Origin of the sequence: Streptomyces sp. NPDC060035 (assembly GCF_042736635.1) — a bacterium.
Lineage (GTDB): Bacteria > Actinomycetota > Actinomycetes > Streptomycetales > Streptomycetaceae > Streptomyces.
In genome coordinates, this window is record NZ_JBHWVO010000038.1 from 1 (window position 1) to 12546 (window position 12546).

The 12546-nt window shown below is 69.4% G+C and carries 10 protein-coding genes; 2 read left to right on the top strand and 8 right to left on the bottom strand.

Annotation, left to right across the window (positions count from 1 at the left end; genetic code table 11):
- Positions 1-44: 44 nt before the first annotated feature.
- The 5 genes from ACFWBQ_RS34940 to ACFWBQ_RS34960 form a co-directional block, all read right to left on the bottom strand.
- Positions 45-1592, bottom strand: a complete 1548-nt coding sequence (locus ACFWBQ_RS34940) for an RNA polymerase sigma factor (protein ID WP_385506751.1) — start codon at positions 1590-1592, stop codon at positions 45-47.
- A 324-nt stretch (positions 1593-1916) separates the two neighbouring features.
- The gene (locus ACFWBQ_RS34945; RefSeq protein ID WP_385506752.1) at positions 1917-2798 is read right to left on the bottom strand and encodes a FadR/GntR family transcriptional regulator; all 882 of its coding nucleotides are present in this window, start codon (positions 2796-2798) and stop codon (positions 1917-1919) included.
- Between the two features lie 160 nt (positions 2799-2958).
- Positions 2959-4707, bottom strand: a complete 1749-nt coding sequence (locus ACFWBQ_RS34950) for an ATP-binding cassette domain-containing protein (RefSeq protein ID WP_385506753.1) — start codon at positions 4705-4707, stop codon at positions 2959-2961.
- A 136-nt stretch (positions 4708-4843) separates the two neighbouring features.
- Positions 4844-5608: an NUDIX domain-containing protein gene (locus ACFWBQ_RS34955; protein ID WP_385506756.1), complete on the bottom strand. Its 765-nt coding sequence runs from the start codon at positions 5606-5608 to the stop codon at positions 4844-4846.
- A 187-nt stretch (positions 5609-5795) separates the two neighbouring features.
- Complete coding sequence (locus ACFWBQ_RS34960) at positions 5796-7130, bottom strand: DUF4192 domain-containing protein (RefSeq protein WP_385506757.1); 1335 nt, start codon at positions 7128-7130, stop codon at positions 5796-5798.
- 111 nt (positions 7131-7241) lie between these two features.
- On the opposite strand from ACFWBQ_RS34960, the gene ACFWBQ_RS34965 reads away from it, so the two are divergent.
- The gene (locus tag ACFWBQ_RS34965; RefSeq protein WP_385506759.1) at positions 7242-9413 is read left to right on the top strand and encodes a RecQ family ATP-dependent DNA helicase; all 2172 of its coding nucleotides are present in this window, start codon (positions 7242-7244) and stop codon (positions 9411-9413) included.
- A 216-nt stretch (positions 9414-9629) separates the two neighbouring features.
- Positions 9630-10271: a hypothetical protein gene (locus ACFWBQ_RS34970; protein ID WP_385506760.1), complete on the top strand. Its 642-nt coding sequence runs from the start codon at positions 9630-9632 to the stop codon at positions 10269-10271.
- 57 nt (positions 10272-10328) lie between these two features.
- On the opposite strand, the gene ACFWBQ_RS34975 is transcribed toward ACFWBQ_RS34970, so the two are convergent.
- From ACFWBQ_RS34975 to ACFWBQ_RS34985, 3 genes are all read right to left on the bottom strand, one after another.
- Complete coding sequence (locus ACFWBQ_RS34975; RefSeq protein ID WP_385506852.1) at positions 10329-10964, bottom strand: hypothetical protein; 636 nt, start codon at positions 10962-10964, stop codon at positions 10329-10331.
- Between the two features lie 49 nt (positions 10965-11013).
- Positions 11014-11724 carry a ribonuclease HII gene (locus ACFWBQ_RS34980; RefSeq protein ID WP_385506762.1) on the bottom strand — a complete coding sequence of 237 codons (711 nt, stop codon included), beginning with the start codon at positions 11722-11724 and terminating at the stop codon, positions 11014-11016.
- Positions 11725-11851: 127 nt separating this feature from the next.
- Positions 11852-12472, bottom strand: coding sequence for a TetR/AcrR family transcriptional regulator (locus ACFWBQ_RS34985; RefSeq protein ID WP_385506766.1), 621 nt, complete (start codon positions 12470-12472; stop codon positions 11852-11854).
- Between the last annotated feature and the right edge of the window lie 74 nt (positions 12473-12546).

The window sequence follows — 12546 nt, forward strand, 5'->3', positions numbered from 1 at the left end:
AACCTGAAGAGGTTCCGGGCCCCACGCCTGTGTCTGTCCGCGATCTAGTCGAGGTAGTCGCGCAGCACCTGGGAACGCGACGGGTGGCGCAGCTTCGACATCGTCTTCGACTCGATCTGACGGATGCGCTCGCGCGTCACGCCATAGACCTTGCCGATCTCGTCCAGTGTCTTCGGCTGGCCGTCGGTGAGACCGAAGCGCATCGACACCACGCCCGCCTCACGCTCGGAGAGCGTGTCGAGCACGGAGTGGAGCTGCTCCTGGAGCAGCGTGAAGCTGACCGCGTCGGCCGGCACGACCGCCTCGGAGTCCTCGATCAGATCTCCGAACTCGCTGTCGCCGTCCTCACCCAGCGGGGTGTGGAGAGAGATCGGCTCACGACCGTACTTCTGGACCTCGATGACCTTCTCAGGGGTCATGTCGAGCTCCTTGGCCAGCTCCTCCGGGGTGGGCTCACGGCCCAGGTCCTGGAGCATCTGACGCTGCACCCGCGCGAGCTTGTTGATGACCTCGACCATGTGCACCGGGATACGGATGGTGCGGGCCTGGTCGGCCATGGCGCGGGTGATCGCCTGACGGATCCACCAGGTGGCGTACGTGGAGAACTTGTAGCCCTTGGTGTAGTCGAACTTCTCGACCGCGCGGATCAGACCGAGGTTGCCCTCCTGGATGAGGTCCAGGAAGAGCATGCCGCGGCCGGTGTAGCGCTTGGCCAGCGAGACCACGAGCCGGAGGTTGGCCTCCAGCAGGTGGTTCTTGGCCCTGCGGCCGTCCTCGGCGATGATCTCCAGTTCACGCTTGAGTTTCGGCGCGAGCTTGTCGGAATTCGCCAGCTTGTCCTCGGCGAAGAGACCCGCCTCGATGCGCTTGGCGAGCTCGACCTCCTGCTCGGCATTGAGGAGGGGAACCTTGCCGATCTGCTTCAGGTAGTCCTTGACCGGGTCGGCAGTGGCGCCGGCGACGGCAACCTGCTGGGCAGGTGCGTCGTCCTCGTCGTCGTCGGAGAGGACGAAGCCCTTGTTCTCGCCCTCGCCCTCCTCTTCCTCGCCCTTGGCGGCCTTGACTTCCTCGGCCGCCTCGTCGCCGTCGAGGAGTTCCTCGTCCTGCTTGCCGGCCTTCTTCGCCGCTGTCTTCTTGGCCACGGTCTTCTTCGCGGCGGTCTTCTTGGCCGCTGTCTTCTTGGCGGCAGCCTTCTTCGCAGGAGCGGCCGCGGCAGCGTCGTCAGCCGCCGCGTCCACGCCTTCGGCCGCCGAGGCGGCGTGGGCCGCGACGGTCCGCGTCACGGCAGTCTTGGCGGCGACAGTCTTGGTGGCGGTGCGCTTGACCGGGCTCTTCGCTGCGACGCTCTTGCGGGCGCGCTTCGGCGACTCCGCGGCACTGACCATCAGCGTCACACCCTCTTCCTCGAGGATCTGGTTGAGGCTGCGCAGAACATTCTTCCACTGGGTTGGCGGAATCTGGTCAGCCTCGAAGGCCCGACGCACGTCATCGCCGGCGATCTGCCCATCAGCCTTTCCCCGCTCGATGAGCGCCATCACAGACTCGGACTCGGCGATCTCCGGCGGGAGCGTACGGGATGTGCTGGCCGACACGAACAACCTCTCGGAACGATGGAAACGGCTTCCGGCCCGGCCCTGGAGAGGGCTGGAACCGACGACCGGCGGCTGGGGATGTTGCCGACGGCGCGGGTTTGGCCTCAGAACTGCACAGCGCACTACGTGGCTGCTGTATTCCTTCCGCGGCGGTCACCTCTTAAGTCATCGCACTGTTTCGAGGAGTGTTACGCCCAATCCGCGTGGCCCGAGTCACACCTCATTACCGACAAACGTAACCAGAGGTGATATCTCCGTATAATTATGCCGCCGGCCCGTGAGGGGCCGACGGCATACGGTTCTCATACCCCGGCAGTACGGCGGTCAGTGCTCGCGCGGCGCGGGAACCGCCCGCTCCACATGGACGACGAGCAACTGCCGCATGGCCGTTTCGGCACCGGCGGAGTCACCCGCCGCGAGAGCCTCGACGATGCGCGCATGGTGACCGAGCGATACCTCACCGGGCCGGTCACAGCCCGTGACAGGGCCACCCGAGACCTGGAGAGCCGCCGAGACGATCCCGGAAAGGTGCTCGAGCATGCGATTGCCCGCCGCCTGGATGAGGAGGGAGTGGAACTCCGCATCGGCCCGGGAGAAGGTGATTCCGTCTCCCTGCCCCATCGCATGCCCCATGATCTCGATCATGTCGCCGAGCCGCTGCTGGATGTCCTCACGCCCATGACCGGCGGCCAGCCGGGCAGCCAGCGGCTCGATCGTCCAGCGGAGCTCGGCCAGCTCCCGGCGCTGGTCATCGCGCTGAGGACCGAAGGCCCGCCATTCGATGATGTCGGGGTCCAGAAGATTCCAGTCACTGACCGGCCGGACGCGGGTGCCCACATTGGGCCGGGCACTGACCAGCCCCTTGGCCTCGAGAACGCGCAGGGACTCCCTCACAACGGTGCGGGAGACCTCGAATCGCTGACCGATCTCCTCCGGAACGAGCGGCCGGTCGGCACCGAGGTCGCCGGAAACGATCATCTGGCCCAGCTGCTGGACCAGTTGGCCGTGGAGTCCACGGCCCCGGCTGGCCGTGCCGCGCCGGCTCGCCCGCCCGAATTCGGAATCGGCACCGCCCCAGGAACGCAGCGCGGCGCGCTCGCCGGCCGGCGCCTCCCCGTAGGGGTATCGATCGAGTTCGCCCGGGCCGGCGAGGCCGGAGTCGGCGGAGCGGGCGGCGGTCATCATGGTGTGCGCAAGGGTACTCACGCATCCTTTGTCGGCGTGGCTCAGCCGACCCTTGAGGTCTTTGGTGAAAAGCACACGAAAGGGTGATCGGCACCCACCCCGCAATTGACGCCTTATCAGCAAAAATCGCACGTTTTCGGGAGAGTTGCCAGCACCCCGCCCTCAAGACGAATCAATGCGATCACCAACGGGCCCTTCCTCGAAAGCTGGTGAACACATACGCGCAGATGAGGGCTGACAACGACAGGGAAAGCGCCACTCCCACGGGCTGGGTCACCACTCGCACAGCGGCCATCGCCCACCTGTCCGTTTCGTAGGGCCATTGCAGCCAGGCGAGCTCCCGCAGCCTGCCCGGGAGTCCGGCGATCGAACGGGCTGACGGACCCGAGAGCAGCCACCGCACGAGTGGAACGACAAGGACAGGAACAGCGAGGACTGCGGCAACTCCGGCGCCCGTCAGGCGGAAGACACCAGCCGCCAGCAGCCCGGCCCAGGCGCAGCCGACCGTCAGACCCACCCAACTCGCTGCCAGCGGCGCGGCATTTGCCGGGACCTCGACCAAGTCGCCGCCGTAGACGAGGCGCAGGGCCTCGGCGTCCGCGAGTACGGACGCCGTGGCCAGAAACAGCGCCACGCCTGCAGAGACAGCCAGCTTGGCGACCAGGAGGCCGAGGCGGCGCGGGACAGTCCCACGCCCCGCTGCAAGTGCCGGGTAGCGGAACTCATCGCCGAAGGACAGCGCGCCGAGCAGACCGGCACCGAACGCGGCGGGAGGAAGAGGCAGCAGGTCCGGCCAGGCAACCAGCAGATCAGGCAGAGGCGTCCGGCCCGAACGGGCCATGAGAACGGAGAGCCCCACGGAGACAACCAGAACGGCCGCCATGATCATGGCCGTTGTCCTGACGCCCAGGAGGCGGCGCAGTTCGTAGCGCAAGGGCCGTAGGGGGCCATGGGCGGGACGTACGGGGATCGGAGGAGGGAGCTCCGAAATGGCCACGGACGAGGCGGGCCTCGGTGCGGCTCGTACACCGGGACCGGTGGCGGGAGCAGGCACCGGTCCCGTGTCCCCGGTCTCGTCGGCGAGTTGGTGCACGGGGACGCCGTGCCGGTAGGCCGTGTCACCGATCTCCGCACAGCTGCTGCCGTACACCGACAGCCGGCTGCCCGCCTCGGCAACCACCTCGACGGATCGCTGCGCGGCTCTTGCCTCACGCCTGACCACCGCGGCCAGCCTGGCCGCGTGCGGAGTCCGTACAGCGACGCGGGGACGGAGCCTGGTGCGGGAGAAGTCGGCGACGTCCTGGTCGGCGACGAGGCGCCCGTCATCGATGGTCACGACCCGGTCGGCGGTGCGAGCGGCCTCCTTGGGATCGCTGGTGGTGTGCAGAACGGTTCCGCCCTCGGTCGCGTGTGCGCGGAGCAGCCCGTGCATCCAGCTCCTCTCCCGAGGGGAAAGGCCCATGGCGGGTTCGTCGAGTACGAGCGTGTGCGGGTCGCCGAGCAGCGCCGACGCGAGGCCGAGCCGACGGTCCATACCGGCCGAGAGCGTGCCGAGGCGCTGGTCTCCCAGCCCGGCGAGACCGACGACGTCGAGCAGGTCGTCGGCTCGCGACGCGGGGACGCCGGCTGCGGCGCAGAGCATACGGAGCTGCCCGCGGGCCGTACGCGCGGGATGGCCCGGTACGTCGCCGAGCAGCACACCGACCTCGCGGGCGGGATGGCCCATGCGATGCAGGGGGCGACCGCGGAAATAGGTGACACCCCGCCCGGATTCGAGCTCGAGCATCAGCCGCAGAGCGGTGGTCTTGCCGGAGCCCGGAGCGCCGAGAAGTACGGTGACGCGGCCGGGCGGGGCTTCGAAGGTCAGGTCGCCCACGGCGGGGGGAAGGTCGCGGCGGGGGGTGCTTGTGAGTCCGATGGCCTGGAGCATCGCTTCTCTCGCGGAGGGTGAGACCGCTCAGCGGCAGGGTGGGTTACCCCTGCAAGATAACGCGACATTTCAGACTTTTGGTGCAGCAGTGAGACGGCGGGCGCTCCGTAGGCCCGGACTTCACACGTCCGCGCCGTCAGACCTCGGGCCTCAGCATCGGGGGATTGAGCACGGTGGCCGCGCCGGCCCGGAACAGTTGCGCGGGGCGGCCGCCCTGGCGGGTGGTCGTCCCTCCGGAGGGAACCAGGAAACCGGGCGTGCCAGTGACCTTGCGGTGGAAGTTGCGAGGATCCAGGACCACACCCCACACCGCTTCGTATACCCGGCGCAGCTCACCGACGGTGAACTCGGGCGGGCAGAACGCCGTGGCCAGCGAGGAATACTCGATCTTGGAACGGGCCCGCTCCACCCCGTCGTCAAGAATTCGGGCGTGATCGAAGGCAAGCGGCGCGGACTGCTCGCCCTCACGGCCGAAGCCTCCTTCAGGACCGAGCAGATCCTCGACCGGCGCCCAGCGTGCACTGTTCGCGTCACCACCTGCACGAGGCGCGGGAAGGTCCGGTGCCAGTGCGAGGTGCGCGACACTGACGACCCTCATCCGGGGGTCGCGCCCCGGATCTCCGTAAGTGGCCAGCTGCTCCAGGTGAGCGCCGTTTCCGACAGCGGGGACTGCCGGATCGTGTGCGCAGAGCCCGGTCTCCTCGACGAGTTCACGTGCTGCCGCTCCAGCCAGATCCTCATCGGCTCTGACGAATCCGCCGGGTAGCGCCCACCTGCCCTGGAAAGGCGGCTCGCCGCGGCGTACCACCAGCGCACAGAGCGCGTGGCGGCGCACCGTGAGCACAACCAGGTCGACGGTGACAGCGAAGGGCGGAAAGGTCGACGGGTCGTAGGGCGGCATGTCGCGATCATAGTCGTCTGCCTGACGATAAACAGTCCCTTCGCCATGCCGGCCTCCGTCCCTGCCGTCGCCCGGCTCGGCATTCGCGTGCAGTCGGCCGGTTCCCGGACCGACCGGCCCTCGGCACTCTTGTCGGCCTCGCCAACCGCCCCGGACCTGCCCGCCCGGCCCGACGGGGCGCCGTCTGTCAACGGCCGCCCCTGGTGTCACGCCGGTCCTGCCGCTGAAGGTCCCGGACCCGCCGCCGGGATGCCGCCAAACCGGGGCGCGAGGAACCGGGGGACGCCCTCCTGCGCCGCGCGGCCGAGGTGCGCGCCTGCTGCAGCTGCGTGCGTCGCTCCGTACGCCGCGCGCCCTGTCCACCGGCGCTACGGCCGCCACCCCGCCCCGAGCGCACCCTGCGCTCGCCACGAAGACACCGGCGCAATGTCTCCGGGTCCAGGCCTTCATTGCACGCCTGGTGCAGCAGCTGGGCGAAGGTGTAGTCCGGGTCGGCCTGAAGCGCGAGCCCCAGCGCCACCCTGGCGCCCGGTTCATCGCCCGAGGACCAGGAGACCCAGCCTGCCAGCGCGAGCGGCGCAGCGGCGTGCTCGACATACGGGCCGACACATCGACGGGCCAATGCCCGCCACAGCCGAAGTGCGGTTTCGGCCTCTCTGCCTTCCATCCACTCAGCCGCCTTGTCCCGGGTCTCCCTGTCCTGAAGGCCGAGAATCACAGCGGCGGCCTCGTCCGAGCTGATCAAACGGTCATCACAGATGTCTGCGTCCGACGGAGTGGCCGCCGGCGTCCCTTCGAGGCGTTCCATGAGGGCACGCGCGAGTGTCAGCGTCTCTCCCGCCACCTCACGCCGTCCCCCGGTGTCGAGGATCCTGGCCATGAGCACAGCCCCCGCGGAGTCCAGTGCCCGCTCCTGTTCCGCCGCAGCCGCTGCCGCGGAATCCCATGGCGAGAGCCGCGCCTCCATCTCCCGCAGCGAACCGCGCACCTGAATGCCGGCGTAGGCGGCTGCAGCTGCCATCACCGTCGTACCCGGAAGCGCCAGTGGATTCCCCTCCGCCGGGCAGCACCGCCCATCGGGGCAGCAGTAGGACCAGTAGCGGCCGTCGGAGATACAGAGCGCTTCCAGCACGGGAACATCGAGCGCCCCGCAGGCCGTGCGCAGCCGCTGCGCGAAGGGCCGCAACCGCTCCATGGCCTGGTTGCCGCTCTCTCCGTCGGCAGGATCCTGGCAGAGAAAGACGACGATCGCGTCCGGACGCGTGTCACGCCGCTCGCTGCCCGAGATCAGGCACTGGGCAAGCTGGTCCGCGACCGGTGCCCATTCCTTCGGCGACTGCGGAATGCCCAGCCTGAGCCGCCCTCCGAAGCGGCCCCGCCCGCCGTGGAGGGCCACCATGACCACACTGTCGTTCGGGTGGAAGCCCATGAGGTACGGCAGGGCGTCGGCAAGCTCGGCGGGACCGCGCAGGGTGATCTGCTGTTCGTCGGCCGGTCCGGTGGATTCGTGGTGCTTGTTCATGGCACGACGGTCCCGCGGGCCACCGAATTCCGCGACCCCTGTGGATAACTTTATCCACAGGCACCGCACGGTCGTTCGCGGTTTGTCGTAGGCATCGGGTTGCATGGGGGCATGACCAACGCAGACCGCGCAGAGCTCAGAGCCTCGGCCGATTCCGTACTTGCCCGCCTCGTCGGGGACGCCACCGGCGCTGCCCGCCTGCGCGAGGACCAGTGGCGGGCCATCGAGGCCCTCGTCGCCGACAAACGCAGGGCCCTGGTCGTACAGCGGACGGGATGGGGAAAATCCGCTGTGTACTTCGTGGCAACCTCGCTGCTGCGCGCGCAGGGCAGCGGCCCGACGGTGATCGTCTCCCCCCTGCTCGCGCTGATGCGCAACCAGGTCGCGGCAGCGGCCAGGGCCGGAATCAGCGCCCGCACGATCAATTCGTCGAACACCGAGGAGTGGGAGACAGTCCAGGCAGAGGTCGCGGCGGGCGAGGTGGACGTGCTGCTCGTCAGTCCCGAGCGGCTCAACAACCCCGACTTCCGTGACCAGGTGCTGCCGGCACTCGCCGCTGCGACGGGTCTGCTCGTGGTGGACGAGGCGCACTGCATCTCCGACTGGGGGCACGATTTCCGGCCGGACTACCGGCGCCTGCGGACCATGCTCGCCGACCTGCCCGCAGGCGTCCCCGTCCTCGCCACGACGGCCACGGCCAATGCCCGCGTGACCGCGGACGTCGCGGAGCAGCTCGGAACGGGCGCCGGCACGGACGCACTGGTCCTGCGTGGCCCGCTGGACCGGGAGAGCCTCAGTCTCAGCGTGCTCCAACTGCCCAATGCCGCGCATCGTCTGGCGTGGCTGGGCGACCATCTCGGGGAGCTTCCCGGCTCCGGCATCATCTATACGCTCACAGTCGCGGCCGCCGAGGAGATCACGGCCTATCTGCGCCAGGGCGGGCACACGGTCGCGTCGTACACCGGCCGAACCGAGAACGCCGACCGGCAACAGGCGGAGGACGATCTGCTGGCCAACCGGGTAAAGGCCCTGGTCGCCACATCGGCACTCGGTATGGGATTCGACAAACCCGACCTCGGATTCGTCGTGCACCTGGGGTCGCCGTCCTCCCCCATCGCCTACTACCAGCAGGTGGGACGCGCGGGGCGTGGCGTCGAGCATGCCGAAGTGCTGCTGCTCCCGGGCAAGGAGGACGAGGCCATCTGGCAGTACTTCGCCTCGGTCGCCTTCCCTCCCGAGGAGCAGGTGCGCCGGACACTCGATGTCCTCGCCCAGGCCGGCCGGCCTCTCTCGTTGCCCGCCATGGAGCCCCTGGTCGATCTGCGGCGCACCCGTCTCGAAACCATGCTCAAGGTGCTGGATGTCGACGGCGCGGTGAAGCGGGTCAAGGGCGGCTGGATCTCCACGGGGGAACCGTGGATCTACGATTCCGAGCGCTACGCCTGGGTCGCCGGTCAGCGGTCCGCCGAGCAGCAGGCCATGCGCGACTACGCCTCGGGGACCGGCTGCCGCATGGAGTTCCTCCGGCGCCAGCTGGACGACGAGGAGGCCACGGCGTGCGGACGCTGTGACAACTGCGCAGGCGCCCGGTTCGACGACAAGGTCTCCACCGCGGCGCTCGATGGTGCGCGGGGCGAACTCGGCCGGCCAGGCGTGGAGGTGGACCCCCGCAAGATGTGGCCCACGGGGCTGGCTGCGGTCGGGGTCGACCTCAAAGGCCGAATCCCGGCGGGAGAGCTGTCCTTCACCGGACGCGCGCTCGGACGGCTCTCCGACATCGGCTGGGGCAACAGGCTCCGCCCGATGCTCGCGGCACAGGCCCAGGACACCGCCGTTCCGGACGATGTGTCGAACGCGGTGGTCACAGTCATCACCGATTGGGCCAAAGGGCCCGGTGGTTGGGCTTCCGGGGCCCCGGACGCCGCTGCCAGACCCGTCGGCGTCGTCACGGTCGCCTCGCGCCGCAGGCCGCAGCTGGTGCACTCCCTCGGCAGCCGTATCGCCGAGGTCGGCCGGATGCCCCTGCTGGGTACCGTCACCTACGCGCCTGGAGCCGAGGACCTGCGCATCTCGCAGACCAACAGTGCACAGCGGGTGAGGGCCCTGCACGAGGCGCTCGTCGTCGAACCTCCTCTCGCCGAGGCGCTGGCAGCCGCAAAGGGCCCCGTCCTGCTCGTGGATGACCTCTCCGACACCGGCTGGACGCTCGCCGTAGCGGCTCGGCTGCTCCGCCGGGCCGGCGCAGAGGGTGTGTTCCCGCTGGTCCTCGCCATCCAGGCGTGACCGGAGGCTTCATCCGGTGCCGTGTGGGCAGGGATATCCGTGCCATTCCGTCCGATACCCGTCAGGCTCATCAATTGCTCGTTGCCGCCTGCCGATACGACAGGAAGAATTGGACTCGCTCCCCGCACGGTCCTTTCGCGGGCCCGCAAGGGCTGTGCCGCGGCGCGCCCTCATTCGACCCTGCCCGCACCGTGGGCGCGTAGCGAAGGGAGGACCGTGACCTTCGGATTCGCTCCGTCCGCAGCCACGTCGCTGTCGGCGTCCCCGGTATCCGCAGACTCCGTCAACCACCTTGCCAGGATGCTCGAACCGGCCGAGTGGGCGGCGGCCGGCATACCCCTGCTGCGCAGTCCGCGCGAGGTCGTCAGTGGCCTGCATGCGCGGCACCGGCCGACCCCGGCCACCGCTGTCGTGGCCGTCCTCGACCATGAGGAACGGCTCACGGCCAGTGCCTCGTTCGCCCGGCGCACCTCGGTGACCGCGGACGGATGGGAGTTCCGTAATGCGTTGCTCGCCCATCTCCGCCGCGTCATCCCGCACGATCTGCGCCGCCGCACCCCGGTGCGTACCGCTGTGCTGCTCTACTGCCGCGAGGGTGACGAACGGTGGACGGAGGAGGACGGGGCGTGGATGTGGGGGCTGCGGGATGCCTGCACGCTGCACGGCCTTCGCTGCGGGGCGTACATCACCCTGACGCGTGGAGGCTGGCAGGTCCTGGGCGAGGGCCGGGGCGGCCGCCGTCCCGGTTCGCTGTCCCCGCCGTCAGCTCTCGCCGACACATCCACCGGTCATGATCCCGTCCCGTTGCGCACGGGCGGCGGAGCAGCGGAGGCGCTGAGGCGGACTGCCGCCCGGTGAAACGGAACGTGGGTCCCGAGAGCCCTTACGGACCATCGGGACCCACGCGCGTACGGCTCAGACGCCCGCACCGAGCTCGGAGTTGATCTTCTGCGGGTCTCCGCACACGATCAGCAGCGCGTCTGCGCGCTCCCGAGCGACGGACAGAGCCCGGGCGACACCCTCATCGACGTCCTCGTTGACGGCGACGATGACCACGGGACGGGAAGAACAGCGGCCGGTAGACGCCGTGTGGGCGAAGAAGACATCGTCACCGGCATCGTGCTGTGCCCAGTACGCGGCCTCTCCGAAGGAGAGTTCGTGCGCGGCCCAGGGGTGGTTCTCACCGGTGGTGAGCACCAGGATGTCGCCGGGTGCCCGTCCGGAGTCCAGCAGCAGATCGACGGCCTCGTCGGCTGCGTCGAGTGCGCCGCCGACCGGGGCCGGGATCAGCTGGAACTGCGCCGCGGAACGATTCTCCGGCTGCTTCGCCTCGGCCGGGGCAGCGGGAGACGTGGGTGTGGGGTGCGGGCGCCGCGCCGGGGGCGCGGGCCGCGCAGGGCCGGGGCCCGGGTGCCCGGGACGCGGCGTGGCCGCGGAACGCGGACCAGGTACGGGACGGGGGGTCGGCGCGGTGCGGCCGGCGGCCGGAGTGACGCGGGGACCCTGGACGCTCTCGGGAATCTGAGGCTCCTCGGGATAAGAGGCTTGAATGGTTGTCTGTCGAACACCGGCGGCACGCCGGGTGGATACGTCTGTGCGATCAGAAGTCGAAGCCGAGCTGGCCCCCGCTTTCCAGTGCAGCCGCCTCGGCGGAGAATCGGACCTTCTTCAGGTGCTGCCACCTCGGCAGCGCGTCGAGGTAGGCCCAGCTGAGACGGTGGTGAGGCGTGGGCCCCCTCTCCGCCAGCACGGCCCGGTGCACCGGTGACGGATAACCCGCGTTGGCGGCGAAGGCGAAGTCTGCGTACTCGCCTGATTCCGCCCCCAATTCGGCCATCATCGTGTCCCGGCGGACCTTCGCGATCACCGACGCCGCAGCGACAGCGATGCAGGACTGGTCACCCTTGATCACCGTACGGACGTTCCAGGGCGCTCCGAGGTAGTCGTGCTTACCGTCGAGAATCACGGCATCGGGACGCACCGGCAGCTCGTCGAGGGCCCTGACCGCCGCAAGACGGAGCGCCGCGGTCATGCCGAGATCGTCGATCTCCAGTGGCGACGCGTGCCCCAGCCCGTAGGCCGTGACCCAGCCCTCGAGCAGTGGGGCCAGCTCCGCCCGGCGCTTGGGGCTGATCAGCTTGGAGTCGGTGAGGCCCTCGGGGGGTCTGCGGAGACCGGTGACGGCCGCGCACACGGTGACGGGGCCGGCCCACGCTCCGCGTCCGACCTCATCGACACCTGCGACGGTCCTGGCACCGGAGGTAGCGCGCAGTGAGCGCTCGACGGTGTGCGTGGGTGGTTCGTACGGCATGGCGCCTGCCAGGGTACGCCGATGGGCACGGCAAGAACACCCCGGGGCCCCCGGACAGCGGTCGGGCAGGCACCCGGCCTCGGCCGGGCAAGGGGCGGACGCCGCGGCCGGGTATCCGCCGACTACGTCAGGAGCGGAACAGCGGCACCATGACCTGGTCGATCATCTGAGCGATCTCGTCGTCCGGCCATTCGCTTCCGCTCACCTTGGTGCGGTACATCATCATCGCCGGAATCACGTCGAACACCATCCCGCTCATGGCGTCCGGTCGCACCTCACCCCGGGCGACACCACGGCGAACGATCTCCCGAAAGAGCTCGGTCGAGGGTTCGATCATGCCGTTCACAATCACCGTCTGAAACCGCTCAGCAGCGTGTACGTCGCACTCGTGAAGTACCGACCTCAGGGCGATGCCGGGTCCTGACAGCATCGCGTCGCGCATTCTGCGGCACACCTCGTAGAGGTCCTCGCGGATTCCTCCCCGGTCGGGCGCCTCGTCCAGCGTCGGCAGACCGGCGCGCAGCGCATCAGCGACCAGATCCTCCTTCGAGGGCCATCGCCGGTACACCGCGGCCTTGCCGGTCCGGGCGCCGGCCGCGACACCTTCCATCGTCAGCCCGCCCCATCCCACCGTGCTCAGCTGCTCGAGCGCAGCGTCGAGGATGGCCCGCTCCAGCACCGGCCCGCGGCGGCGGCGCAAGGACATCGGCCCGGGCCGGGCGGCGGCCGTCGGACGCGAAGAAGTCATCAGTAGTTCTCCATCGGAACAGGGAAGGGCACATCGTTCGCGGGCCTGAGCGGACCCGGCACCGAAGACGAGCA

Bases quoted from the DNA above. Each gene is read 5' to 3' on its own strand.
- ACFWBQ_RS34960 (WP_385506757.1), bottom strand. From the start codon at position 7,130: ATGAACAAGCACCACGAATCCACCGGACCGGCCGACGAACAGCAGATC.
- ACFWBQ_RS34980 (WP_385506762.1), bottom strand. From the start codon at position 11,724: ATGCCGTACGAACCACCCACGCACACCGTCGAGCGCTCACTGCGCGCT.
- ACFWBQ_RS34965 (WP_385506759.1), top strand. From the start codon at position 7,242: ATGACCAACGCAGACCGCGCAGAGCTCAGAGCCTCGGCCGATTCCGTA.
- ACFWBQ_RS34985 (WP_385506766.1), bottom strand. From the start codon at position 12,472: ATGACTTCTTCGCGTCCGACGGCCGCCGCCCGGCCCGGGCCGATGTCC.
- ACFWBQ_RS34950 (WP_385506753.1), bottom strand. From the start codon at position 4,707: ATGCTCCAGGCCATCGGACTCACAAGCACCCCCCGCCGCGACCTTCCC.
- ACFWBQ_RS34955 (WP_385506756.1), bottom strand. From the start codon at position 5,608: ATGCCGCCCTACGACCCGTCGACCTTTCCGCCCTTCGCTGTCACCGTC.